The sequence below is a fragment of the Trinickia sp. genome, from assembly GCF_057351765.1.
In genome coordinates this window covers 185,525-209,134 of the sequence record NZ_JBMRBK010000022.1, presented here as the reverse complement: position 1 = coordinate 209,134, position 23,610 = coordinate 185,525, and the positions used below count along the sequence as shown (strand labels likewise).

At 64.4% G+C, this 23,610-nt stretch carries 25 protein-coding genes; 14 read left to right on the top strand and 11 right to left on the bottom strand.

All coding sequences use genetic code 11. The features are described 5' to 3' along the window. The first annotated feature begins 26 nt into the window (after window positions 1-26). Window positions 27-1,520, top strand: coding sequence for a hypothetical protein (locus ACO1XS_RS05555; RefSeq protein WP_486390186.1), 1,494 nt, complete (start codon window positions 27-29; stop codon window positions 1,518-1,520). A 155-nt stretch (window positions 1,521-1,675) separates the two neighbouring features. Here the strand turns inward: ACO1XS_RS05555 and sctC are convergent, their stop codons facing one another. The 10 genes from sctC to ACO1XS_RS05505 form a co-directional block, all read right to left on the bottom strand. Beyond that, window positions 1,676-3,649 (bottom strand): type III secretion system outer membrane ring subunit SctC, encoded by a 1,974-nt coding sequence (sctC, locus tag ACO1XS_RS05550; RefSeq protein ID WP_486390185.1) that lies wholly within the window; start codon window positions 3,647-3,649, stop codon window positions 1,676-1,678. 29 nt (window positions 3,650-3,678) lie between these two features. Continuing rightward, a complete protein-coding gene (locus ACO1XS_RS05545) occupies window positions 3,679-5,127 on the bottom strand; it encodes a helix-turn-helix transcriptional regulator (RefSeq protein WP_331568470.1) in 1,449 nt (482 codons plus the stop codon). 221 nt (window positions 5,128-5,348) lie between these two features. Then, entirely contained in the window at window positions 5,349-6,185 is an 837-nt protein-coding gene (gene sctT / locus ACO1XS_RS05540) for a type III secretion system export apparatus subunit SctT (protein WP_331568469.1), read from the bottom strand. Window position 6,186: 1 nt separating this feature from the next. Next, entirely contained in the window at window positions 6,187-6,681 is a 495-nt protein-coding gene (locus tag ACO1XS_RS05535) for a hypothetical protein (protein WP_440562588.1), read from the bottom strand. Window positions 6,682-6,701: 20 nt separating this feature from the next. Continuing rightward, the gene (locus tag ACO1XS_RS05530) at window positions 6,702-8,024 is read right to left on the bottom strand and encodes a FliI/YscN family ATPase (protein ID WP_486390184.1); all 1,323 of its coding nucleotides are present in this window, start codon (window positions 8,022-8,024) and stop codon (window positions 6,702-6,704) included. Next, complete coding sequence (gene sctL / locus ACO1XS_RS05525) at window positions 8,021-8,875, bottom strand: type III secretion system stator protein SctL (RefSeq protein ID WP_486390183.1); 855 nt, start codon at window positions 8,873-8,875, stop codon at window positions 8,021-8,023. The genes ACO1XS_RS05530 and sctL overlap by 4 nt, the downstream gene beginning before the upstream one ends. Beyond that, window positions 8,860-9,555, bottom strand: a complete 696-nt coding sequence (locus ACO1XS_RS05520; RefSeq protein ID WP_486390182.1) for a type III secretion protein HrpB4 — start codon at window positions 9,553-9,555, stop codon at window positions 8,860-8,862. Before ACO1XS_RS05520 ends, sctL begins: the two co-directional genes overlap by 16 nt. Then, window positions 9,552-10,346, bottom strand: coding sequence for a type III secretion system inner membrane ring lipoprotein SctJ (gene sctJ / locus ACO1XS_RS05515; RefSeq protein ID WP_331568464.1), 795 nt, complete (start codon window positions 10,344-10,346; stop codon window positions 9,552-9,554). Before sctJ ends, ACO1XS_RS05520 begins: the two co-directional genes overlap by 4 nt. A 12-nt stretch (window positions 10,347-10,358) precedes the next feature. After that, complete coding sequence (locus ACO1XS_RS05510; protein WP_331568463.1) at window positions 10,359-10,775, bottom strand: hypothetical protein; 417 nt, start codon at window positions 10,773-10,775, stop codon at window positions 10,359-10,361. Between the two features lie 11 nt (window positions 10,776-10,786). Further along, on the bottom strand, window positions 10,787-11,263 hold the full coding sequence (locus ACO1XS_RS05505; RefSeq protein WP_331568462.1) for an HrpB1 family type III secretion system apparatus protein: 477 nt from the start codon (window positions 11,261-11,263) through the stop codon (window positions 10,787-10,789). 285 nt (window positions 11,264-11,548) lie between these two features. Between ACO1XS_RS05505 and sctU the strand changes: the two genes are divergently transcribed. From sctU to ACO1XS_RS05440, 13 genes are all read left to right on the top strand, one after another. Beyond that, on the top strand, window positions 11,549-12,664 hold the full coding sequence (gene sctU / locus ACO1XS_RS05500) for a type III secretion system export apparatus subunit SctU (protein WP_486390181.1): 1,116 nt from the start codon (window positions 11,549-11,551) through the stop codon (window positions 12,662-12,664). Continuing rightward, window positions 12,661-14,721: a type III secretion system export apparatus subunit SctV gene (gene sctV / locus ACO1XS_RS05495; protein ID WP_486390180.1), complete on the top strand. Its 2,061-nt coding sequence runs from the start codon at window positions 12,661-12,663 to the stop codon at window positions 14,719-14,721. Before sctU ends, sctV begins: the two co-directional genes overlap by 4 nt. Window positions 14,722-14,734: 13 nt before the next feature. Next, window positions 14,735-15,460: a type III secretion system protein SctP gene (sctP, locus tag ACO1XS_RS05490; RefSeq protein WP_486390179.1), complete on the top strand. Its 726-nt coding sequence runs from the start codon at window positions 14,735-14,737 to the stop codon at window positions 15,458-15,460. Between the two features lie 45 nt (window positions 15,461-15,505). Beyond that, window positions 15,506-16,573 (top strand): type III secretion system cytoplasmic ring protein SctQ, encoded by a 1,068-nt coding sequence (gene sctQ / locus ACO1XS_RS05485; protein WP_486390178.1) that lies wholly within the window; start codon window positions 15,506-15,508, stop codon window positions 16,571-16,573. Further along, a complete protein-coding gene (gene sctR, locus ACO1XS_RS05480; protein WP_331568457.1) occupies window positions 16,557-17,204 on the top strand; it encodes a type III secretion system export apparatus subunit SctR in 648 nt (215 codons plus the stop codon). Before sctQ ends, sctR begins: the two co-directional genes overlap by 17 nt. Before the next feature lie 11 nt (window positions 17,205-17,215). After that, on the top strand, window positions 17,216-17,476 hold the full coding sequence (sctS, locus tag ACO1XS_RS05475; RefSeq protein WP_331568456.1) for a type III secretion system export apparatus subunit SctS: 261 nt from the start codon (window positions 17,216-17,218) through the stop codon (window positions 17,474-17,476). After that, window positions 17,473-18,240, top strand: a complete 768-nt coding sequence (locus tag ACO1XS_RS05470; RefSeq protein ID WP_486390177.1) for a hypothetical protein — start codon at window positions 17,473-17,475, stop codon at window positions 18,238-18,240. Before sctS ends, ACO1XS_RS05470 begins: the two co-directional genes overlap by 4 nt. Before the next feature lie 43 nt (window positions 18,241-18,283). Then, on the top strand, window positions 18,284-19,324 hold the full coding sequence (hrpD5, locus tag ACO1XS_RS05465; protein ID WP_486390176.1) for an HrpD5 family protein: 1,041 nt from the start codon (window positions 18,284-18,286) through the stop codon (window positions 19,322-19,324). Between the two features lie 8 nt (window positions 19,325-19,332). Then, a complete protein-coding gene (locus tag ACO1XS_RS05460) occupies window positions 19,333-19,581 on the top strand; it encodes a hypothetical protein (protein ID WP_440562608.1) in 249 nt (82 codons plus the stop codon). Between the two features lie 134 nt (window positions 19,582-19,715). Continuing rightward, window positions 19,716-19,922, top strand: a complete 207-nt coding sequence (locus ACO1XS_RS05455; RefSeq protein ID WP_173256253.1) for a hypothetical protein — start codon at window positions 19,716-19,718, stop codon at window positions 19,920-19,922. A gap of 68 nt (window positions 19,923-19,990) precedes the next feature. Next, window positions 19,991-20,446, top strand: coding sequence for a CesT family type III secretion system chaperone (locus ACO1XS_RS05450; protein ID WP_173256254.1), 456 nt, complete (start codon window positions 19,991-19,993; stop codon window positions 20,444-20,446). A gap of 273 nt (window positions 20,447-20,719) precedes the next feature. Further along, window positions 20,720-20,926, top strand: a complete 207-nt coding sequence (locus tag ACO1XS_RS05445) for a hypothetical protein (RefSeq protein ID WP_173256253.1) — start codon at window positions 20,720-20,722, stop codon at window positions 20,924-20,926. A 54-nt stretch (window positions 20,927-20,980) separates the two neighbouring features. After that, window positions 20,981-22,309 carry a hypothetical protein gene (locus tag ACO1XS_RS05440; RefSeq protein ID WP_486390175.1) on the top strand — a complete coding sequence of 443 codons (1,329 nt, stop codon included), beginning with the start codon at window positions 20,981-20,983 and terminating at the stop codon, window positions 22,307-22,309. A 377-nt stretch (window positions 22,310-22,686) separates the two neighbouring features. Here the strand turns inward: ACO1XS_RS05440 and ACO1XS_RS05435 are convergent, their stop codons facing one another. Then, on the bottom strand, window positions 22,687-23,514 hold the full coding sequence (locus ACO1XS_RS05435) for a prolipoprotein diacylglyceryl transferase (protein WP_331568451.1): 828 nt from the start codon (window positions 23,512-23,514) through the stop codon (window positions 22,687-22,689). Window positions 23,515-23,610: the final 96 nt, after the last annotated feature.

The following is a 23,610-nucleotide window of genomic DNA, read 5'->3' as shown; positions in this document are numbered from 1 at the left end:
ACAGGCACCGTTCGAAAGGATTTGCCATGAGCATTTTTTCGAAAATCAAGCACGGCTTCGAGCATCTGGGGCACGACATCAAGAACGTCGCGAAAGACGTCGGCCACGGGCTCGAAACGGCAGGTAAAGACATCGCCAAAGTCGGCGAAGGCGTGGTCAAGGGCGCGGAGGACGTGGGCAAGACCATCGGCAAAGACTTCGCGCATGTCGCCGAGCACACGCTGGCGGCAGCGGACGACATGATTCACGGCCACATTCAAAAGGCCTTGAATCAAGCGATGCAGGCCACGCAGGACCTCGCCAAGACCGCTTACGACGCCGGCACGGCCGGCGAACAGGCCACCGTCGATTCGCTCGCTCACATGCACCTGAGCAAGAAGATGGACCACGTGATGGGCAAGGCCGAAAAAGGCATGCAGAAAGTGGGCGAAGGCATCAAGACCGGCGTCGGGATGGTCGGCCAGCAACTCGGGAAAGACGTCAGCACGGTCGGCAAGGACCTCGCGAAGACCGGCGGCGATGTCATTCACGGGCATTGGCAGAAGGCGCTCGACGATACCGTGAAGACCGCGCAGGACGGCTTCAATACGGTAGCCGACGCCAGTACCGCCGTGGGCCAAGCCACCGTCGATTCGCTCGCCAACATGCATTTGAGCAAGGGCATGGACCACGCGATGGGCAAGGTCGAGAAAGGCTACGACACCGTCAAGAACGATGTGAAATCGAGCGTCGATCAGGTCGGTGCCGAGGTGGTCAACGGTACCGAAGGCATGATCAAGGATACCGTTCAGGCCGGCAAGGATGCGGTGCATGGTCATTGGGGCACCGCGTTCGGGGACCTCGGCAAGGCAGGCATGGATGCGATGGAAGTCGCCTCCGATCTGACGCCCGAAGGGGCGATGGCCGCCGTCGGCACGCAAGTGCTGGTCAATGCGCACATCGGCAGCCAACAGCTCGACGAGGCTATCGGCGGTGCGCTGCATGGCAATGTCGCGCAAACGGTGAAAGGTGTCGTCAAGAACGTCTCCGAAATGGAGATCGGCAACCAGGTGCAGGACAAGCTCGGCTCGCTGGAGTCGAAGGTCATGCCCGAAGGCGCTTCGGGCTCCGGCTCGGGCTCGGCCTATGCCGGCGTCGCGGCGGGCGCAGCACTCGGCATCGCCGGCAGCGGCGGATTCTCGATGGGCGGCAAGCGCTCGCATACTTCGTTCGAAGGCAGCGCGGGCGGATCGTCCAAGATGAAATTCAGCGAACGTCTGAGCGCGATGACGGGCCGCGGCGGCGGCAGTTCCGCGCAACGCAACGAAAGCCCTGCCGGGGGACGCGAAACCAAGGAGGAAAAAGAGCAGCGTCGTGCCGATAACGCGCAGAACGCCTCCAGCAACACGGCCAATCAGGCCAACGGCGGCCAGGCCGGCGACAACGGCCAGGAAATGCTCGAGATGTTCCTGCTGCAGGCCGGCATGACGCGGCGCGACGATGCGAAGAAGCGTCGGGCGATGCTGACTGGCGACGCATGAGCGGCGCTCGTTAGCCCTCCCCGCTTCGAGCAGTGCAAAGGACCGGCCCGCCGGTCCTTTTTTATCGATGGCGTTTCGCCCCTGCAACGACAAAGGGACCGGCTCACCGCCCGGTCCCTTGCGCCGACTTGCGTTTTCCTCCCAGCGCTTCGGTCTTATCTCGTTGGCAGTCCTAAAGGTGGGCCAGGCTGCCACGAAGGTGTCGTCGGCTGACCGACGGACGTCATCGGATGGCCGACGGAAGCCGTCGGCTCGCATCCCGCATCGCACGGCGCGGCATCGTCGGGCGAGGCCGATACGACGCGCGGCGTGAGCAGAAACAGCCGTTGAAACTTCTGCCCCTGATGATGCTTGAAGCGAAAGAGGCTCCCGATCACGGGAATCTTCGATAGCACGGGCACGCCCGATTCGCTGCGATCGTCCTGGTTGACGGTATAGCCGGCGATGAGCAGGCTTTGCCCCTGATCGATCAACGCCTGCGTATCGATCGTGCTCTTGCTCACGACAGGTAGATTCCCCACACTCTGTCCTGTCAGATTGCCGTCTTCGATGTGCACGTCGAGCCGGATCTGCGGCTTGCCCTGATCCGAGACGATGCTCGGCAACACCCGCAGCGCCACGCCGGCCGAAACGCTGAAGAGACTCCCCGATTCGAAGCCCTGGACCGGCACGTAAAACGTCTGCTTGTTGTCCATGATCGCTTCCATATTGTCCAGCGTGGCCACCTTCGGGCTGGCTGTGATATGGGCGTTGTCCGTTTGCTCCAGCGCGCTGATGCGGCTCAGCAGATACCGCCCGGTACCGCCGATGACGGCCGTCAACACGCCGCCCACCGGCGTCGCGGCCACCGCGGCGCCCGTTGCGGCCGTGGTCAGCGACCCGATGGTGCCGGGACTGCCCGGCGCGGGGAATCCTTGCGGATTGACCGAACCCGGGAAACCGGTCTGCGTGTTCTGGCCGTTGCCGGTCTCGATGTCGACATGACCCGAGTGCAGGCGCCAATCGACCCCGAGTTCCTTCAACCCCGTCTCGGTGATCTCGATGATGCTCGCGTCGATTTCGAGCACGCCGGGCCGGCGATCGAGCGAAGTGATGAGCTTTTCGAGCGCCGGCATCGCATCGGCGCGAGCGCGCACGAGAATCGCGTTGTTGCGTGCGTCGGCTCGGATGATCGGTTCGTCGGAGTGACCGGGGCTCGACGACGAATCGGCACTCGTCGGACCGGGATCGTTGGGAAGCGGAGATACGACGGTGTTCGCGTCCGTACCGCGCATGTTCGCGGGCAGCGGCGGGTTGATCGCTGTGCGCGCCGAGCCGTTGCCGCCGAACATGTTGGCCATGGGGGGGAACGAACGGTCGCCCGCGCCGTAGCCAGGGTTCGGATTGGCGCCCGAGCCACCGATATCGCGCAGCCGATAGGCATCGTCTCCAGGCGCCGCCGTGGTGTCGGCGGCTCGCGCACCGGGGCTGTCCGGATAGAGACTGCGCAAGGTCGACGCGACACCGGCCACGACGACAGGCTGCCCGTTGATCGTCAACGTGCGATCGGTGGCCCAGGCATAGTGCAGTCTGAACGAGCGCACTTCCGGCGCATCGCTGCGCGCAACGTCATGATCGATCAGACGGGCGACATCGGTCACGAGCTCGACGAGGCGCGGCGGCCCCGAAACAACGGCCGTGCGCATCGCATCGTCGTAGAGCACGGGAAAGCGCGGATCGGTGATACCGAGCCTCGACAACGCGCCGCGCAGATCGCTCGTCGTCGCGTGGACGAGCCCGATCGTGGCGCTGCGCGCCTCGTTCGGCCCCGACACGCGCAACACGGAGCCATCGTAGTACCAGACAAAGCCGAACGAATCGGACAATCGGTCGAGAAAGCGCTGCGGCGTCTCGTCGAACCGCCCCGTGACGACACCGTCCACGTGCGGGGAAATCCAGGTCATGACGTTCTCGCTCGCACCGAGATCGCGCAGGACCTCCTTGATGTCCTTGTGGTCGGCCACGTACTGGAAATGGTTCGACTTCCAAGGAATCGCTCTTGCCGATGCGTCAGGGCTGGCGACCCCCGCGCCGATCAGCATCGCGAAGACGAGCGCTTTCAGGCGCAGCTTGCGTCCGGGCATATTCATCGTTTTTGCGTTCCAGGCGGATAAGGGCTTCAGCGCGTGTGGGTGACGATCGTCTCGGAAGGCGACTCGTTGAAGTGCCGGCGATACCCCTTCGCCAGCGTCGAGCGGCTCTTGAGCCCCCACCGCGCCGCCGTGTCGTAGATCGACGGTGCCGGACCGTTTTCATCGAGCAGCGCCTCGCGAATGCCTTCCATGCGCAGCGACCGGATCAGCCCGCACGGGGTCACGCCGAGCGCGCGTTTGAACACGAGCTGAATCGTGCGCATCGTGACGTTCATCTCCGCCGCGACCTCGCGTGTGGTCAGATCCTCGCGGTCGATGTTTTCGATGATGTATCGATAGGCGCGCCGATATTTGGCGGGCAGCCGGGCGGAGACGTCGTCGTTGATCGTGGCGGCCGCGGCGCGCGGACGTGCCGTCGTCGCGCTGCGCACGGTCGCGGCTTCATTGCGCAGGCAACGCAGCGCTTCGGTCGTGTACTGCGAGTAGAACTTCAGCGCGCGTACGAAATCGCCGCGTTGCGTGGCGACTTTCGCCATGCAGTAGAGGTAGTCGAAGTCGCGCCGCGGCTGGTCGCCGATTGCCGGCAGGTTGTCCATGATTTGCGCGGCGATGTCGTCGAGGCCGCCCGCCAATGCCGCCAGCGCGGTGTCGAGACATCCACGGAAGGTCAGTTGAGCATTCGTGACGCCCCGATTCAAGCGCGCATTGAGCAACGATGCGGGCGTGCCGCGGTCTCCCTGCGCGAGGCGCTCCATGCAGTGAAGCTCCTCCAGGCGCAGCGACAACAGCGCGGGGCTGGCCGCCACGACGCAGGCCGGCTCGATCTGCGCGCGACCTCCGGCCGCCAGCGATACCGTCGTCAATGCCGATTGCCAGAAGGCATTGTCGTCGAGCGCGCGTGAAGCGCGGATCTTCAGGCGTACATCGAACTCCCGGGAAAGCAGCTCGACGATCAGGCGAAAGCGTGGTTCATCGAGATGGTCGGCAATTTCGGCGGCCTCGAGGAGCGCATCGTCGGCGGCCTGCTGCTGGGCCAGTTGATGATGCGAAAGCGCCATGCCGATATGGGCCTCGATACGCTGTTCGGCATGCGCCTCGGCCTCCGAAGCCATACGGGCGAAGCTGCGCTGCGCGACGCTCAGGCGGCCGTGCAGCAGCGAGAGCCAACCCGTGTTTCGGCAAGACTGCACGCGCAGCTGATCGTCGTTTTTCCAAACCATCTTTTGCGCGCGGCGGTAATAGTCTTCGGCTTCCTCCCAATTGCCCAGCACGAGCGATACGTCGGCCAATGCCGTCAGTTCCTCATTGCTGCGGTTACGTGCCTGGGAATGCACGCGCTCGCTCAAATCGGCCGCGTCGTCCACCGCGCAATAGGCGCGCGCGAAGTCCCCGTCGAGGGTGGCGGCGCAATAGCGGGGCAGACTTTTGCGAAATTTCAACGCGGACAACAATGCCAGATAGACGGTCGGATACATTGCTCGACACTCGCTGTGTTCGCCCGAATTTCCACGGCCGATCGGGCGTTAGGCCGCGCACCGCATCGCTCGCGAAACCGTTGAGTCGATGCAGTGCTGACATTGATATTAGCGAGAGCTGTTCCGCGCAATCTCAACAATCTCAGCGCAGTACACAACAATTCTCAATCAGAAAAAACAATCCCTCGCATAAGAAATTCCGATGTTTTAGATCGCGATGCTCATCGCGTTCCATGGCCCGCACCCGGCGCCGCGAGCGCGGCCGCTTCGCGCCCGAACTCGTCGAGTCGCAGCGAACCCAATACCTGCTGCGCGAACACTCCCACCAGGAAAATCAGCATCAACAAACCGATCGCACCGCGCATCGGTTGGCTCAGCGCCGAGGGTTCGAGCTTTTCCGCCGCACGCGCCAGTATGCCGATCGAAAGATCGACCAATATCAGCGCGAGCATGATGGGCGTGCCAAGCTTGACGGTGGCGGACATGATCGAATCGGTGCGCGCGATGATGAAGCTTTGCGCGACATCGGTCATCGATGGCGTCAACGAAACGAGCGGCCACCATTTGAACGATTCGAACATCGCGCCCAGCAAAAATGTCATCCCGCCGCCCACATAGAACAGCGCAACGGCCATTTGCAAAAGCGTATTCGAGACCGGCGTGCTCTGATCGCCCCGCAGCGGGTTGTTCATCTGGACGCTGTTGTAGCCGGCCAGGTCGTCGATCAGCGTGCCGACGCACTGCGCGATGAAGAACACCGTCGAGGCGGCGTAGCCCAGCACCGCGCCCAGAAACATTTCCTTCAGCGAAATCATCAGCAGCTGCGCGGAATTGACCGTATCGAAATAATGTTCCGGTTGCGCGGCGGCCACGAAAAACGCCAGCACATAGATGATGCCGTTGCGTGCGGTACCGGGCAGCATGTCGCCGCTCGTGGGCGGGAAGATCTGGAACGCCACCGCGATCCGGGCGGCGCTGATCGCCAGCGTCATGAAAAAACCTTCGTATTCGCCGAACAAATCGGCAAGCGCACGCCCTACGTGCAATCCATCGACCATCCTAGGCTCCTCGGTGCATACGGGCGGCCGCGGTTTCGCCCGCTTCTTCGTCGTTGCGTTCCTCGACACGGCGTTCGGCCGCCGCAATCGCCTTCTTCAATTGCTCGCGCGCAGCCTCGAGCGACGCATCCGCACGCCGCACGGCAATGCCGAGCTGCTCGACGGCTTGCTGCTGCGCCTCGGCCGCCTCGATCGCGCGCGTGAGTGCGGTGCGCGCCTCGTCCACCGCCTGTCCAAGCGGCTCGCGATAGCGGTCGTGATCGAGATAGGCCAGCGGCGACAATCCGTCGGGACTGCTGAGTAACTGAGCAATCCGTTCTTCGTGCGCGAGCCGTCGGGACTGCGCTCCCTCGAACACCTCGTTGGCCTGCTCCGTGGCTTCGATGAGCTCCTCGCGATGGCGACGCGCATCGGCCAGCTCTTGCTCGAGCCTTTCCTTGGCGCGGGTCTTCGCGGCCACCACGATTTTCCAGACATGCAAGGCGGCCTGGGTCATGATCGGCGCATGTGGGCGTCCTACGCCTGTCCGAAGCCGCTGAGCAGATCGCGGGTCTCGTTCAGATCGGCCAGTTCATCCGTGCGCTGACGCACGAACCCTTCGATGTCGTCGTGCATCGCGATGGCCTCGTCGGCGAGCGGATCGCTGCCGCTCTTGTACTCGCCGATCTGCAGCAGCATCTCGATCTCGTCGTACTTGGCCATCAGACGACGCACGCGCGACGCTCCCGCGCAATGCTCGGGCGAAGCGATTTGCGGCATGACGCGGCTCAGGCTGCCCAACACGTCGATCGCGGGGTAGCGATTGCGCGCGGCGATCTTGCGCGAGAGGATCAGATGGCCGTCCAGAATGCCCCGCACTTCCTCGCTGACCGGGTCGCCCCCCTCCTCGTCGTCGGCCAGCACGGTATAGAGCGCCGTGATCGAGCCCTCCCGTCCCATGCCCGCGCGTTCGAGCAAGCGCGGCAGTTCGGCGAATACCGAGGGCGGAAACCCGCGCCGCGTCGGCGGCTCGCCAGCGGACAGACCGATCTCGCGCTGCGCGCGCGCAAATCGCGTGAGCGAATCCATCATCAGCAAGACGCGCTGCCCGCGGTCGCGAAAGTATTCGGCGATGGCCGTGCCGACGTGCGCGGCCTTCGCGCGCTCGATCGACGATCGGTCGGACGTGGCGCACACCACGACGCTGCGCGCCATGCCCTCTTCGCCAAGGATCAACTCGATGAACTCGCGTACTTCCCGCCCCCGCTCGCCGATCAGCACGATTACGTTGACGTCGCAATCGGTACCGCGTGCGAGCATGCCGAGCAACGTACTCTTGCCGACCCCGGCCGCCGCGAAGATGCCCATGCGCTGTCCTTCGCCGAGTGCCATGAGCCCGTCGATGACCCGCACGCCGGTGCCGAGTTGCGTCTCGATCATGCGCCGCTCGAGCGGATCGGGCGCCGGAGCATAGACCGGCACGCGGCACTGCGCGAGCACGGGCCCGAGCCCGTCCGCCGGTTCGCCGAGCCCGTCGAGCACGCGCCCGAGCAAGCTGGGCCCCACGGGGACCGACAGCGGCTCGCCGCGGCCCGTCACGCGCGTGCTGCGCGACACGCCCGTCATGCTGTCGAACGGTGCAAGCAACGCATGTTGCCGTCCGATACCGACGACTTCCGCCCGCTGCATCAATGTGCCGTCGGGCCGCCAGAGTTCGCACAATTCGCCGAGCTGGGCATCGATCCCGCCCACCTTGATCAACGTACCGACGGCCTCCAGCACCTTGCCGTACCGTTCGAACGAAGCGCTCGCGCCTAGCGCCGTCTCGAGGCGATCGGCGAGGTGGGCGATCGTACTCATATCCTCGCCCCGTTGGCGTCGGGGCCCTCGAACCGGTCGTGGCGGTTCGCACGCGCCGCGTCGTCGCGCGATTCGAGCCGGCCCGCTGCGTCATGGGGGTCACGACTCCCGTGCGAAGTATCGAACTCCCAGTCGTCATCGAGCGCGCCGCCGGCCGGCGGCGCTTTTGCGGCGGTCAAGGCAGCACCGTTGGCCAGCGCGCGTTCGAGACTTGCCAACTGCGCGCGCAGACTCGACTCGACGACGCCGTAGTCCCATTCGCAGACACAGGTGCCCTCGTCCATGTCGTCGTCGACGATGACCTCGAGATTGAGCGGCGGCGAAGCGCCGCGGGCAAGCTCGCCGAACAGCCGCTTCGCACTCTCGGCATCGGCAGGCGCAACGCTCACCGTCAGATGCGTCGCGTCGTCGATCGATCGTGCCACGGCAAGCGCGACGCGCCGCATCAACGCATCGCGGTCCGTCTCGGCGACCACTTGCTCGACCGCTTTCATCACGAGGCGCGCGAGGCGATCGGACGACGCCTGCAGCTCCTCATGCTCGCTACGGGCGCGCGCCGCGAGCCGCGCGTGCGCCTCGGCCAGCGCGCGCCGATGGCCGGCCGCATAGCCGAGCCGCGAGCTGTTGTCGAACTTGCGTCGCGCCGCCTCGACGAAGGCGTCGGCTTCGCGACGGGCCGCTTCGATGAGCTCGCGCGCGTGTTCCGTGGCCTCGCGCATCGTCGCATGCACGACTTCGTCGAGTGCTCCCAGCGCGTCGTTCAATTCGGTCACGCGTGCAAGCTCGTCCGCGCGCACGACATCGGTATCGAAGGCGAGCACTTTCGGTTGTGCTTTCAACCAAATAACCATTGAAACTCCGGGAACAAATCGCCTGCCATGGAAAAGAATCGGCTCGTGTCGCTCTCGCCCGCGGGCGGCTTCGCAGCACTGGCCCGGCTCGCCCCGCCAGCCCTGGCTGTCCGGTCGGCGCCGGGGCGCAGCATCCGTTGCCAGCGCTCGCCTCCCGCGACGCGGGCGAGGCTCAACTCGACGATATTACCGAGCGTTGCGTTGCCGCACGCCCCCTCGCCCGAGATCATTTGCCAGCCGCGATCCGCCAGGATGTCGGGTGCCAGATCGTCGGGCAACGGGTCGGCGCTCGCCATCGCCGCTGGCCGATCCTGCAGCTGGGCAAGTGCTTCATCGCCGAGCGCAAGCGCGAGCGCGCGCCGCCGATCGCGGTCGATGCAACGGCGAATGCCGTCCTGGCAACGGATCAGCGCGCGTGCCGCCAGTACACGGCGCAGCGCTGCGGGCGCCAGAATCGCGATGCGATTGCCCGGCTGCAGGAATGCGTCGAGCGGCACGGGCTCGGAAAACCATAGGCGCCGGCAGGCCGCGATCCTCAGCGCCATTGCGCGCGGCTCCGATGTTCGCGGCTCACTCGCGTCGCCGGCCGTTGACGTTTGCGCGAGCGCCGAGGTCAAGTCCAGCACCCTCGCCTCGAAGCCGGCCAGCATGCGGATGAGCGGATGATCGGCACTGCTCATGATGCGGCCGCGGGCTTCCGGACCTTGCCCTTGACGCGCTGAAGCCAGCGCGCGGGCGCCCCGTTTTTCAGTGCTTTCGGCAGAAAGAACGCGCCGAAAGCGAGCGCACTCGCGAGCGCACCGAGCACGGCCGCGCCGACGGTCCAGACGACAGGCAGTCCGCCCGCCGCACTTCCGCCCGCCGAGTTGCTCGATTGCGGCTCGGAGGCCTGCACCAGCGTGACACTGACATTGTCGTAGGACAGTCCCTCGACGCTGTGAACGACCAGATTCTTGATGCTCGGCACGAGCGCCTGCACATCGGTGCCGGACTGATACTTGATGAATACAGCGGCCGACGAAGGCTTCACGGTACTGGACAGCGGATCGTTATTCGGCAAGACGATCTGCACCTGAGCGAACGCCACGCCGTCGACGCGCGAGAGCGTCTCCGACAGTTGCTGCGACACGCCGTAAATGAAGCGCACGCGCTCTTCGGTCGGCGTGGAGATCAGCCCGTCCTTCTTGAACAGGTCGCCCAGCGACGTGTATTTCTGATGCGGCAAACCGTGTGCTCGCAGCACCTCGGTCGAACGCGCGAAGTCCGCGCCATCGACCGATACCGTCCAGCTCTTGCCTCCATCGGGCGACGATTTGCTCGCATCGATACCAGCCTCGATCAACACGCGCATCAAATCGTTGGCGTCCGGCTCGGACAGCTGCGCATACAACTGCTTGCTGCATCCTGCCAACAATGCGGCAGCCAGCGCCGCAATCGCCAGCGCGCGCACTAGAGTTGGAACACGGCGCATCGCGCTCTCCCGTCATTGATTCTTCATCAGTGTTTGCACAGTGCTCTTGCCGCCTTGCGCGACCGCCGTACCTGTGTAGATCTTCACCATTTGCTCGGTGATTTCGTGCTGAATCTGAAGCGATTGGGCCTCGACTTGCTGCATCGACATCGAGCCGCTCGACGCCTCGAACGCGTCGATCTTTTCCGTCAGGGCACCGAAGGCCTCGTCTTGTGCGGTGACGGCCTCGGATACCATCGACGGGCCTTGTATGTGCGCACCCTGCTCGGGCACGAGCCGCGCCTGCGCGAGCGCGTCGCGAAAGCGGTCTCCGAGGCCGGCTGGGGCCTGCGCGCCCATCGCGGCTTGCGCGGCGCCGGTCACGCCGCCGGCAGGCTCCGCAAACGAAACGGACGGCGGCGGAGCAATGGCTGCAATTGCGGAAGTCATGAGCTGTCTCCTCAGGCGCGCATGTAGCTGAACGACATCGCTTGTCGAAGCAGATCGGCCGCCTCGGTTTTGCTTGCCGTCTGCGTGTCGTCGCGTTCGGTTTTCTCGCGCTTGCCCATCAGCAGGTTCATGAGGCCGACCGATTCGGCGTCCTCGTCGCGCGTGAGCACCTGGTTGGCATAGATCCGCCAGCCCGAATCGCCGAGCGACGAAAGGCACACGGCCAACAGCGCCGTGACGTAGGGACCGAACGGCGGCTGCAGCTCGCGGCCCTCGAGCTGCCGCAGCAGTTGCGCCGCGTCTTCCATGCGATTGCGCCGAATCAGGAGCCATGCATCGTACGCATTGAGCTCGACGAAGTTCGGACGCATCAGGTGTAGCGCCGCCAGCAGGCGGTCCGCCTCGTCCAAGTGCCCCTTGCGTGCCGCCCAGGTCAACAACTCGACCAGTGCAGACACCAGGCGATTGCTGCATGTCGTGAGATTCATCGTCACACCTCGCGAAGTTCAGATTCGTCAATCAGGGCGACAGCCGTGCCGCCCTCATCGGAAGCTGCGCCGCCGACGTCCGTAACGTATCCGGGCCGAACCGGCGCCCTTGACACAGACAGCGAATTCCGTGGCCCGCCAGCGAACCCGGAGCGCGCCAGCGGCACGGCCCACGTGGATTTCGCCGGCCGACGCGCGGTTTCGTCGCAGGTGTCGCCGCCCAAACGCACGCTACGCGAGACTTCGACCATTCCCACTCACCGCGCGCATACGGAGCGTCAGCCGATGTCCGACGAGAAAACCGAAGAGCCAACAGACAAGAAGCTTCGGGACGCGCGTCGCGATGGCGAAACGGTCAAGAGCGCCGATCTGTCGTTTTCGATGCTGTTGATCGCCGCAGCGCTCGGGCTGTCGTTGGCGGGACCGGTCATGGGCCAACATCTGCGAGCCCTCCTGGGCTTCGCGCTCGATATGCGGTTCGCGAGCGGCACGGATGCGGATTTGCGGCGGGCCATGGGCCGCATCGGCATCGAGGCGCTGCTGCTGTCGATACCGGTATGGGTCGCGATGGTGGCCGCGGTGGTCGCCGTCGCGTCGCAGGTGGGTTTTGCGATCTCGTTCAAACCGCTCGAGCCGAAGTTCAATGCGATCAACCCGGCCTCGGGCCTCAAGCGGATGTTTTCGCTGCGTTCGTTCATCGATCTCGCGAAGATGCTCGTCAAGGCGGTCGTGCTGGCCGCGGCGCTCTACAAGACGATGATGGGCCTGGTGCCGCTGATCGTCGGCGTGGCCTATGAACCCGTGCTCGACCTCATCGAAATTTCGTGGTCGGCGCTATGCCGGCTGTTCGCGGTGGGCGGCGTGCTCTATCTCGTGCTCGGCGTAGCCGATTACGGCATTCAAAAATGGCTCTTCATTCGCGATCACCGCATGAGCAAGGAAGAGGTCAAGCGCGAGCACAAGGATTCGGAAGGCGACCCGCATTTGAAAGGTAAGCGCAAGCAGGTGGCCAAGGAAATCGTGGAAGGCAATCCCGAGAAGGCCGTGGCCGGCGCGCAAGCCGTCATCGTGAACCCCACGCACTACGCCGTCGCCGTGCGTTACATGCCCTCGGAGTACGAGCTGCCGCGCATCGTCGCGAAAGGCGTCGACGCCGATGCGCTCGAGATTCGACGGATGGCCGAGCGTCACGGCGTGCCGATCGTCGGCAATCCGCCGCTCGCCCGGGCGCTGTATCTGGTGCCGCTCGACGATGCGATTCCCGAATCGTGCTTCAAGGCCGTTGCCGCCGTACTGGCCTGGGTCGAAGACATGGCTGCGGCAAGGCGCGGCGATGCACCGAACGCACCGCCGGACGCGCCGAATCCGCAAGCTCAACCCCATCGAGGCTTACCGTCATGACCAAGAACGCCACCATGTCGAGCGTGTCGCAGTACAGCGGGGAGGTCGGCATCGCCGGCGTCATCGTCGCTGTCGTCGCGCTGATGATCCTGCCTCTGCCGACGTTTCTGATCGATACGCTCCTCGGGATAAACATTACGACGAGCGTCGTGCTGCTGATGGTGACGATGTACATCCCGAAGGCGACGTCCCTGTCGGCCTTTCCGTCGCTGCTGCTGTTCACGACGCTCTTTCGCCTGTCGCTGAACATCGCCTCGACCAAGTCGATTCTGCTGAACGCCGAGGCCGGTCACATCATCGAAAGCTTCGGCGAGCTCGTCGTCGGGGGCAATCTCGTCGTGGGTCTCGTCGTCTTTCTGATCATCACGACGGTGCAGTTCATCGTGATCGCAAAAGGCTCGGAGCGGGTCGCGGAGGTCGGCGCGCGCTTCACGCTCGACGGCATGCCGGGCAAGCAGATGAGCATCGACGCCGACGTGCGGGCCGGCAACCTGAGCGCCGAGCAGGCGCAAAAGCGCCGCGCGCTGCTCGCGATCGAAAGTCAGCTCCATGGGGGGATGGACGGCGCGATGAAGTTCGTCAAGGGCGATGCGATCGCGGGTCTCGTCATCACGATGGTCAATATTCTCGCGGGCATCGTCATTGGCGTCAGCTATCACGGCATGTCGGCCGGCGAAGCGGCGAACCGTTTTTCCGTGCTGTCGATCGGCGATGCGATGGTCTCGCAGATCCCGTCGTTGCTCATTTCGGTCGCGGCCGGCGTGCTCATCACGCGGGTGGCCGACGAAGACAGCAAGCCGCGCTCGCTCGGCGCGGAGATTCTCGAGCAGCTTTCGGGCAATGCGCGCGCCCTGTTCAGCGCCGCGGCACTGCTATGCGGCTTTGCGCTCGTGCCCGGCTTTCCGTCGATGCTGTTCGTCGTGCTCGCGGCTGCGCTGGCGGCTGCGGCGTTCGCGCTGCGTCGCAAGCAACGCAAGGATAACGAGCCGGCCGGCCCCGAGCTGCCCGCGCTCACGCGCGAAGGATCGAAGGAAAACGCGCCCACGATTTCGGCGAAAGCACCGGCGTTCGCGGTGCCGTTGGCGATTCGATTCTCGCCGAAACTCGCCGCCCTCATCGATGCGGCCAAGCTCGACGAAGCGTTCGAACAGGGGCGCCGCGCATTGACCGCCGACCTCGGCCTGCCGTTTCCCCGCACGGCGCTCTGGGTGGACGACGCCTTGCCCGATCACTGCTATCAGCTGCTCGTGCAGGACGTGCCCTCGGTTCCGCTCGACCTTCCGCCGAATCTGAGCGTGGTGCGCAACGTACCTGATGCGTTGCGCGACGCGTTCGAAGTGCGCCGCGATGTCGCCGGGCTCGACGAGAGCTATTGGATCGACACTGCCCGCCTGCCCGCTGAGTTGAGCCGCGACGTGGTGAGCCGCGAAGCGTTGATTGCCGGTCATGCGGTGGCGCGCCTCGGCTCCGACGCAAAGCTTTTCATCGGCCTGCAGGAAACGCAGTGGCTGCTCGAGCGCGCAGGCACCGACTATCCGGGCCTCGTGGCCGAAGTGCAAAAGGCGCTGCCGGCTCAGCGGATCGCCGAGGTCCTGCGCCGCATGCTGGAAGAGCAGGTGCCGATTCGCAACATGCGCGCGATCCTCGAAAGCCTCGTCATCTGGGGCCCCAAGGAAAAGGACCTGCTGATGGTGACCGAATACGTACGCGGCGATCTGGGCCGCTTCATCGCCCACCGGGCGACGGGCGGCACCGGTGAATTGCCCGCGATCGTACTGGACCCGGAAGTCGAGCAGACCATACGCCAGGCCATCAAGCCGACACCGGCCGGCAACTTTCTCGCACTCGAGCCTGCCATCGTCGATACGCTGCTGCGCAATCTCGAAGGCATCTGCGGCGCCGAGCCCGTCAAGCATCTGGCCGTCATCGCGGCGATGGACATTCGCCGTTACGTGCGGCGGATGATCGAGCAGCGGCTGCCCTGGTTGCACGTCTACTCGTTCCAAGAGCTCGGATCGGACGCGCATCTGACGCCGGTCGGGCGCCTGACTTTCTGATTCGGGAGCCGTCATGAGCGAGCGCGTACGCCAACCCCAGGATATTCGCATCGTGCCCGCGGGTGCGGCCGCCGGAAGTGCGATATCGCCACCCTCGCCGTCCCCGAGCGCGACCGCGGTACAGATCTTCCGCCTACTGGCAAGCCAGGCGCAAGGACAGCCGCTATCGGCGAACGCTGCGGCAGGGGACGGGGCGTCGGTCGACGAATCCGATGCTCAAGCATCGTCTTCGACCGATCAGGGAGCAGCCACCATCGTATCGGCCGAGCCGCGCGAACAGCAACCGCCATCCGTTCCAGCTTCGGCCCCCCACGACCAGCCGAAACAGGACACGTCGCGCGGCGGCGCCTTGTCGGGCTTGCGATCCACGGCTCAGCGCGAAGCGCAAAAACCCGAACCGCCCGAACACGATGCCGCGCTCGGCAAGCAGATCGTGCATGCGTGCGCCACGGCCGCGCATGGCGAGCTCTTCACCCGCGAGCTGGCCGATCGCATCACACGCTTTTGCTCGATGTCGGGTGCGTCGGACGATGCATCGTGGGCCGTCACGCTGCCGATGAATCCCGCGGTGCTGCCCGATACGCTGTTGCATCTGCAACTTTCGCCGTCGTCCATCGGTATTCGCTTTGAAACGTCGAGTGCGCGCTCGACGCAATTAATCTCAGATAACGCCGACGCCTTGCGCACCCGATTGAGCGACGCCCTGGGCCGCCACATCGACGTCGAGCTCGCCGCGTGACATACGCCCGAAACGCACCTGCGCCACGAGGATATCCAGCAGACCATGAACGACGCCCTGCCGACATTGCTCGAAGGCAAGCTACCCCGCTACACGAGCGCGCTCGCTCAGCTGACTCGCGCGCTCGCGCTCAGCCATTCGGCGCATCCGGCGGCTCAGCTCGGGCTGCGCGTACGCGGGTTCGAAGCGAGTGCGTTCGAAGCGCCGCTGACGGTCACGCTCGATAGCACGCATGGGCCGATTTCGGTCGTCGCCGACGCTGCAGAACATTCCGCACTCCTCAGCATTGCGCTCGATAGCGAACCCAAGCGGGCGAGCGCACTGGCCAATATGTGGCTCTCCGAGTGGCTCGCGCGCCTCGATGCCGGCGACGGCATCACGCCGTCGGTCAAATCGATCGCGTTGGGCGCGCATGCCGCCGACGTGCATGGGCTTCAGCTCTCGGTCGATGCGGGCGGCGGCCACGTCAAGCTCGCCGTCGTCGACCTCCCCGCTGCTCTTGCGGACGATTACGAACGCGCTTGGGCGCGCCCGGGCCCGCAGGTGCCGCACGATACCGTCAACGACATCGTGGTGCCGACGGCCATTCGGCTGCGCAGCCGCCTGTGCTCGCCGGCGACGCTCGCGTCGCTGCGACGCCACGACGTGCTGCTCGGCTGGCAACCGGGCCACCCCTACATCGAAGGCGGCGCCATAGAACAAGCCTCGCTACGCGTGGGCGCCCCTCGCGGCCGCCAACTGCGGGCCGGCGTGCGCGTCGATCCGCATACCGTTACTCTGGAGACCCCCGTGACCCTTGCCACCGCCGCCCAACCCGACGATTTCGATCCGCTCGCGGGCGCATCGATCGATCCATCGAGCGAGCCGCTCGTCCCGGTCGGATCGATCGAGCTGCCGGTTCATGTCGAGCTGCTCAGCGTCAATCTGAGCGTCGCCCAGCTCGGTTCGCTGCAGCCCGGCTACGTGCTCGACCTTCCGCTGCCGCTCGCCGATTCCGCGGTCCGACTCGTTTCGTACGGTCAGACGCTCGCGTTCGGCAAGCTCGTCGCAGTCGGTGACAACCTCGGCGTGCAGATCAACCGCATGGCGGCCAGCGATGAACGGCAATCTTGACGTCGCCTCGCTGCTCGTCGCGCTGCTCGCCTTCGGCCTGCTGCCGTTCGCAGCAATGGTGGTCACGTCCTACACGAAGATCGTCGTGGTGCTCGGTTTGCTGCGCAACGCGCTCGGCGTACAGCAAGTGCCGCCGAGCACTGTGCTCAACGGCATCGCCATGATCGTGACCTGCTTCATCATGGCGCCCGTGGGCATGGAGGCCGTGCATCGCGCGGAGCTTTCGAGCGACCAGACGGCGACGAGCCAGGTGATGCCGATTTTCGATGCTGCCCGCGAGCCGTTCCGCCAATTCCTGCTCAAACATACCGATGAACGCGAGAAGGCGTTTTTCATGCGCTCGGCGCAGCAGATCTGGCCGGCGGATAAGGTCGCAAGTCTCAAGCCCGACGATCTCGTCGTGCTGGCCCCGGCGTTCACGCTGACCGAGCTGACCTCGGCATTCAAAATCGGTTTCCTGCTCTACCTCGCGTTCGTCGTCATCGATCTGATCGTGGCGAACCTCCTGATGGCACTCGGACTCTCGCAAGTGACGCCGACCAACGTGGCGATTCCGTTCAAGCTGCTGCTGTTCGTGTCGATGGATGGATGGTCGACGTTGATTCACGGCCTCATCTCGACGTACAAGTGAAGGAGTGAAGCATGGATGCCGACGCAATCACGCGCCTGACCACCGATGCGCTGACGTTGTGCCTGCTCGTCTCGCTGCCCGCCGTCGGCGTGGCGGCCGTCGCGGGCCTCGTCATCGCGTTCTTGCAGGCGGTGACCTCGCTGCAAGACTCCACGATCTCCCATGGCTTCAAATTTCTGATCGTCACCGTGGTCATCATCGTGGCGGCACCCTGGGGTGCATCGGCCGTCATGCACTTCGCGCAATCCGTCATGCGGAGCGTCTTCCCATGAGCATTCATATCCGAGGCATCGGCCCGATCCCGGCGCCCGCCGATGACGGGGCATCGTCGCAAAACCCGCAGGGACCGTTTGGCCCGCAAGGCCATCATCACCACAAGCATCAGGTTCATCAAGCGCAGAAGAGCGGCGCTCGCTCGCGGTCCAAGCGTAAGCGCGGCGCCGATTCACAGGACGGTATCGACGAATCCGGCGCCAGCGAAGAGCTGCTGATGATGCTCACCGAGCATCTGCAAAAAGAGGCGGACCTCGTCATGCGCGTCGCCGAGCGACACGGCGGCGAGCGTGGCGAATCGGACGCCGATACGCGCGAGGGCGGCGACGAAAACGGCAGCGCCGCATCCTCCCGGCTCAAACGCACGGGTTCCGGCAAGCGTTTCTTTCGCACCACGGAGCATCCCGAGCAGGCAATCGCGGCTTTCGATGCCGCGGAATCGGCACTGCTCGAAGCACGCCGGGCGCAAGGCGAGTCCGGCGCCACGATGAGCTCGACTTATCGCGTACTCGCTGTGATGCGCGACTTTCTGGCCGTACCCGGCACCGCGGCACGCGCCTCGGCAACGCTGGCGCTGATCAAGGAGCGGCTCGTCGCGGCTGTGGGCACCCCGACGAAACGGGCGCCCGAGCAACAGGAGTCGATCAATCAGCTATTGCCGCTGATGCTGCTCAATCTCGAACGCACGCGCACCGATACGGAGCGCGCGCTGGCGGTCGCGAAGATCACCTCGCTGATCGAGCGGCGCAGATCCTACGTTTGAACGCATACGCGCGACGCGCAACGCAACAAAAAGGAGTTCGTTCATGACCAAGGAAATTCGTCTGCTCACCGGGCGCCACGCAGGAGCCCGCATAAAGTTGACCTCAACGCACACAGGCATCGGCAACGATGGCGAAGCGGAAATTCAGATCAGCGATTGGGATCAGCCCACCATGCAATTGAGCCAACACGACGACGCAAGCCTCACGATCGCCGACGCGGACGGTCATGGCGAGCCCATCGTGCTCGAGGACTTCAAACCGCACCGCTTCGGCAACGTCGTGCTCTGCGCTGGAGACGCCGATGCGCCCTGGCCCAGCGACATCGAGTTGCTCGAAACGCTGCTGGCGCCCGCTATCGCGCCCGTGGAGGAACCGGAACCCGTGCTCGTCGACGAGGTCGTGCCCGCCGCCCCGCCTGCCTCGCCGAAGAATCGCAAGACGCTGCATGCGCTGGGGATTGCGGGCGTCGCGGTTCTCGCGATCGGCGGTGCCGGCATCGCTTTGCCTGCCGTGCTCCACCCTCGCACCGGCGCCTTGGCGGGCCTCGGGGGACCGACCGAGCCGCAACGCGCCATGGCACCGCAGGCCGGTCTCGAACAGCTTCAGCGTGCGCTCGATCGGCTCCATGAGCCCGACGTCGCCGTCACGCAGCAAGGCGGGCGCTTCGATGTCGTCGGCGTAGTACCCGACACCGGGAGCGAGGCACTCGTGCGAACGACGCTCGAAACGATGGCGCCGGGCCGCATCATATGGCACCTCGGCTGTGTCGACCAGATCGAGCGCGACCTGCAGGAGTCGCTGCACGACCCGGCTTTGCAAGTGCACTACCTGGGCCACCGCGAATTCGGTGTGTCCGGCGTGGCGAAAGACACGCGCGCAGTGCGCACGACGCTCGCGCAACTGAGCGCCGACCTGCAGCCGATGGTCACGCGTGTGGCGCAGGAGCTCACGCCCGATGACCGCATGGCGATGCCGAGCTCGGTCGAGTCGCTGCTCGCCGTCGACGATCTCCAATACGTCGAGGCCGGCGACGGCACCAAGCAATTCATCGATTCACGCGCAGCCGCGCATCCACTGAACTGAGGACGATCATGTATGACACCGTGACCCCCGAAATGATCGATGCGATCGACAGCGTGAAGACGCTGGCCGACCAGCCCCCGCAACAGCGGCAAAAGCTCGGCGAAGCGGCGCGCGGGCTCGAACGCCTCGCGACCGAAATCGCGTCGCAAGCGCTCAAGCTGGCCGATCCGATGCTTCGGCAATCCGCGACGACCGTCGCGGACGGCCTGAATGCCGCGGCGCAATTGTGCCGCAACACGATCGAATCTCCATCGTGACCCGTTAGGCCAGTACCGCATTGCATTAGTCGTTCCCCGTACGAAAGTACGAATCCGCAGTATCCGCGTCCATCCGGTCGCGGCAACACCATCGCCCTGTAATGGGTTTTTTCTGATCGTTAGGAGTGCTTAAAATGGCTATCAATACGTCTGCTTTCTCGTCCGGCGCAACGGTTGGTCAAAACGCTTCGACCATCGCCGAAATGTCGGCCAGCACGGCCAGCTCGATCGCGTTGCAAGACGCGGCGACGCAAATGGAAAACGCGCTCAACAACGACGCGGCCAAGGATCAGCTCGAAGAAGCCGGTCCGAAGAACGCGAAGAGCCTGACGCAAGGTTAAGCGTAATCCGAGGTGCGCCTTCGTGCCGCGCGGGGCGCACCCCCTTTTCGTTCCGAAGACTCCTGCTCATGAGCCTCGAACGCCGAAATCAGTTGATCCGCGAGTTATGCGATTTACGCGGCATCGGCGATGCCGATCGCGCCATCGAGCGCGGCGTGATCAGCATCGACGATTTCGACATCGCCATCGACTTCTACGAGGAAGACCCGGCTGCCATCTACGTGAATTTTCAATTCGGCATTGTCTCGGGCGGACGCACGTTGCGTGTGTTCCGGCTGCTGCTCGAAGCGAATCTTTCCGTCTATGCGCAGGACCAGGCCCAGCTCGGCGTGGAAGCCGAGACGGGCGGCGTCATCCTCGTCGTCCGTGGGGTGCTCGAAGCGAATTCGGACGGGCAATGGCTCGTCGAGATGATCGAACATTATGTCGAGCATGGCCGTTATTGGCGGGAAAACATCCTGCTTTCCGATGACGAAATGTTTCGCCATCTCGCGGATGGGAATTATTTATGGATTAGAGCCTGATCGAAATCGAATGCCAAACACATGAATAGACATTTAAGAGAGTTCGCCGACGCCTCATAAAATTCGTTCTAATACAGGTTGAAAATCGGCAGCAGTAGCAAAATATCTCCTGACGCCGAAGCCAATCGACTGTTTTGCAAAAACGCTGCGTCAAGCGTGAGAGCGGTACTTATAAGCAAGCCAATTCAATGAATCGTTGTAACCGTGTCCACCAGGCCGCGGCATTACTCTGGCCCATCATGGGCCCAACCTTGATGATTGGGAGTACTACAAATGGCAATCAATACGTCCGCTTTCTCGTCCGGCGCAACGGTTGGTCAAAACGCTTCGACCATCGCTGAAATGTCGGCCAGCACGGCTAGCTCGATCGCGCTGCAAGACGCGGCCACGCAAATGGAAAACGCGCTCAACAACGACGCGGCCAAGGATCAGCTCGAAGAAGCCGGTCCGAAGAACGCGAAGAGCCTGACGCAGGGTTAAGCGATTATTCGGTGCGTCCTCGCGCCGCGCGGGGCGCACCCACCGAGTATATTCATGACCAAAGTCACCTCCGCAAACCGTGCCGGCGATTTGCCGGTCGAGCGATCGGGCCGCGAAACGAAGAAGACTTCGTCGCAGCCCTCCTCGTCCTCCGGCCCCACGCGCGACGCCAATCTCCAATCGTTGAACCGGCGTTCGGCAACGAGCGGGGGGCCCAACCCGGAAGGCGCTCGGCGCCGTCGCGCACGCTTGCCCCAAACGGGTGACGCTGCGCCCGCCGACGAGCGCGCTCAGCCGGATCAGGCCGCACCGGCCGCGGCAGGCGGAAATTGGATGCGGCATCTCTGGAAGGCCTATGTCGGCGCACTGGCCGTCGGCGCGGGCTACGGTGTGTATCAAGGAAGCAGGCAAGCGTCGTCGGGCTCGGAATCGACCCCGGGCACGAGCGCCAATCGTCCGCCCGCGGCAGCGCCGAAGGTCCCCAGTCCCCGAATCGATCTACCCACTGTCTATCAAGCTCGCGAGAATGTACTGCAGCGGTTCGGCACTCATATTCCGGCCGATAGCGATTGCCATTCGATCGAACCGCAACTGGATCAGTTGCCGTTCGGCATGCCGGGCATAACCGATTTGCAGTACGTACCGGGGCTGCTCGGCAACGCAAAAGTCGTCGGCATGCATTTGGACAAGACGTTGCCGCAGGAACTCGCCACCCATATCACGCAGCACGAATACATTCACTGCTATAACAGCCCTGCATTTCAGGAGTTGCTTCTGCGCAGCGGTACACCGTCGATTTCGGAAGGGCTTGCCCAGCACTTCACGGAGAAATTCCCGGACGGGACGCGCTTTCGCGGCACCGTGCTCGACAATGGATCGGCGGCGGCACGGCTCGCCAACGGCAAGTCGGGCGTCGAGCTTGCGGCGGAACTCGAGCTCACAGTGGGTAAGGACACCCTCGAGCGCGCCTACTTCGGCGGGGAACCCGAGGCCATCGCGAAGGTTGCCGATGCGATCTACGGCCTCTGGCCGAAGGCGCCGACACCGAATGCCTGGCTTCACACCTCGCGTTGGCGCGGCGCTGGCCAGCAAGCGATGGCCGAATCGTTCGTTGGCGCGACTCTGCTTCATACCGGATCGTTGCCCAAAGAGGAGCTCGGCCAAAGCTATCCGATACGCTTCGCGCTACCCGTGGGCAGCTTCGCGGAAATCTCCGCCGAGCAAGCGGCCGCGCTGCGCGCGCAGGCTTCGAAGGTGCGCAAGGCGCTCGGCCCGAATGCGTTCGATCGCGCGTTTTGCGCGACCAATCCGGCCAAGCAACAGAAAGCCATGAATAAGCTCGCCGACGAATTGCAGAGTCTTTGGCGCCCCGTCCTTGGGTAATGGCGCAATGTGCGAGCTCGCACGCTCGCGCGGGCCCGTTCCTCGATCTCACGTCGAATAGCCCTTTGCGTGCGGCAAGTGCGCTTGCTCGTCACCTCGGCGCGCTCGCGCTCGATCGGTCTGCGGGGTGCGCCGCGAGCGCCACCGAGTCGAGCGTCAATGTCCGGTACAGTCGCGCCAAGTCGGCGCTGCCTCCTCCTCCAGCGGCAATTCGCTCGTGAGCCCCATATAGGTCGCGTCGCTCATTCCCCTTCGGAGCGGTTGCGAGCGCCTGCTTTCTCGGCGCATACGCCCCATCGAGTTGTGCAAATTTCGACCCATGCCGTCTGCGCAAGACGTTTTGCCAACGGCCGACCTCGGCCAGCCGTTCGGCCATCTCAGTTCCGGGTGATCGAAAGCAATGCCTGTCCCGAGTGCTGCACGAGTCGCTGCAGGATCTGAGAGATCAGGATGGCGAGTTGCTGCAGCTCGGCCATTTCCTGCTGGAACAGGTCGTACGGCGGTTGGGCCGGATGAGCCGCAACTGCGTTGTGCATGGCGTTGACATGGTCGTGGACCTTGCCTTCCAAGCCGGAGAGCTCTTGATGAGCGTCGGCAATGGGGCTTGCGACGCCTTCGGTTTTCGGTCCTTCCGCCTCCGGTCCTTCCGCCTCCGGTCCTTCCGCCTCTGATCCTTCCGCCTCTGGACCATCCGCTTTCAGGTCTTCCACCTTCGGAGCATCCGCCTTCGGCTCTTCCGTCTTCGGCTTTTCCGTCTTCGGCTCTTCCGTCTTCGGCTCTTCCGTCTTCGGCTCTTCCGCCTTCGGACCTTCCGCCTTCGGACCTTCCGCCTTTGGCTCTTCCGCCTTTGGACCTTCCGCCTTTGGCTCTTCCACCTTTGGCTCTTCCGCCTTTGGCTCTTCCGCCTTCGGAGTTTCCACCTCCGGAGTTTCCACCTTCGGAGCTTCCACCTTCGGCTCTTCCACCTTCGCGCCGTCCACTTCGTGAGCGTCCGCGTTCGTAACCGATGCCGACAACGACACGTTGACCTGGACCGATACGGCCGCCGACAACCCGCCGTTGCGCTTCTCGCCTGTCATCGGCGGCTTGCGCCCGGCCGGGGCGTTTCCTCCGCCCGCCTTGGGCATGCTTGCCTTGAGTGCATCGAACCGCTTCTGAAGATCAATTGGCAACGCCGGGCTTGGCAACGCCTGGATGCGTGCCACTTCGCGCGCCGTCGCAAGCACTTGTGCACGCGCCCGGGGCGTGGCGCCCGCGCGCGGCAGATCGCGAGCCGATAATCGCGGCCGAGCCGCTCCACT

Bases quoted from the DNA above. Each gene is read 5' to 3' on its own strand.
- ACO1XS_RS05555 (WP_486390186.1), top strand. From the start codon at position 27: ATGAGCATTTTTTCGAAAATCAAGCACGGCTTCGAGCATCTGGGGCAC.
- sctC (WP_486390185.1), bottom strand. From the start codon at position 3,649: ATGAATATGCCCGGACGCAAGCTGCGCCTGAAAGCGCTCGTCTTCGCG.
- ACO1XS_RS05545 (WP_331568470.1), bottom strand. From the start codon at position 5,127: ATGTATCCGACCGTCTATCTGGCATTGTTGTCCGCGTTGAAATTTCGC.
- sctT (WP_331568469.1), bottom strand. From the start codon at position 6,185: ATGGTCGATGGATTGCACGTAGGGCGTGCGCTTGCCGATTTGTTCGGC.
- ACO1XS_RS05535 (WP_440562588.1), bottom strand. From the start codon at position 6,681: ATGACCCAGGCCGCCTTGCATGTCTGGAAAATCGTGGTGGCCGCGAAG.
- ACO1XS_RS05530 (WP_486390184.1), bottom strand. From the start codon at position 8,024: ATGAGTACGATCGCCCACCTCGCCGATCGCCTCGAGACGGCGCTAGGC.
- sctL (WP_486390183.1), bottom strand. From the start codon at position 8,875: ATGGTTATTTGGTTGAAAGCACAACCGAAAGTGCTCGCCTTCGATACC.
- ACO1XS_RS05520 (WP_486390182.1), bottom strand. From the start codon at position 9,555: ATGAGCAGTGCCGATCATCCGCTCATCCGCATGCTGGCCGGCTTCGAG.
- sctJ (WP_331568464.1), bottom strand. From the start codon at position 10,346: ATGCGCCGTGTTCCAACTCTAGTGCGCGCGCTGGCGATTGCGGCGCTG.
- ACO1XS_RS05510 (WP_331568463.1), bottom strand. From the start codon at position 10,775: ATGACTTCCGCAATTGCAGCCATTGCTCCGCCGCCGTCCGTTTCGTTT.
- ACO1XS_RS05505 (WP_331568462.1), bottom strand. From the start codon at position 11,263: ATGAATCTCACGACATGCAGCAATCGCCTGGTGTCTGCACTGGTCGAG.
- sctU (WP_486390181.1), top strand. From the start codon at position 11,549: ATGTCCGACGAGAAAACCGAAGAGCCAACAGACAAGAAGCTTCGGGAC.
- sctV (WP_486390180.1), top strand. From the start codon at position 12,661: ATGACCAAGAACGCCACCATGTCGAGCGTGTCGCAGTACAGCGGGGAG.
- sctP (WP_486390179.1), top strand. From the start codon at position 14,735: ATGAGCGAGCGCGTACGCCAACCCCAGGATATTCGCATCGTGCCCGCG.
- sctQ (WP_486390178.1), top strand. From the start codon at position 15,506: ATGAACGACGCCCTGCCGACATTGCTCGAAGGCAAGCTACCCCGCTAC.
- sctR (WP_331568457.1), top strand. From the start codon at position 16,557: ATGAACGGCAATCTTGACGTCGCCTCGCTGCTCGTCGCGCTGCTCGCC.
- sctS (WP_331568456.1), top strand. From the start codon at position 17,216: ATGGATGCCGACGCAATCACGCGCCTGACCACCGATGCGCTGACGTTG.
- ACO1XS_RS05470 (WP_486390177.1), top strand. From the start codon at position 17,473: ATGAGCATTCATATCCGAGGCATCGGCCCGATCCCGGCGCCCGCCGAT.
- hrpD5 (WP_486390176.1), top strand. From the start codon at position 18,284: ATGACCAAGGAAATTCGTCTGCTCACCGGGCGCCACGCAGGAGCCCGC.
- ACO1XS_RS05460 (WP_440562608.1), top strand. From the start codon at position 19,333: ATGTATGACACCGTGACCCCCGAAATGATCGATGCGATCGACAGCGTG.
- ACO1XS_RS05455 (WP_173256253.1), top strand. From the start codon at position 19,716: ATGGCTATCAATACGTCTGCTTTCTCGTCCGGCGCAACGGTTGGTCAA.
- ACO1XS_RS05450 (WP_173256254.1), top strand. From the start codon at position 19,991: ATGAGCCTCGAACGCCGAAATCAGTTGATCCGCGAGTTATGCGATTTA.
- ACO1XS_RS05445 (WP_173256253.1), top strand. From the start codon at position 20,720: ATGGCAATCAATACGTCCGCTTTCTCGTCCGGCGCAACGGTTGGTCAA.
- ACO1XS_RS05440 (WP_486390175.1), top strand. From the start codon at position 20,981: ATGACCAAAGTCACCTCCGCAAACCGTGCCGGCGATTTGCCGGTCGAG.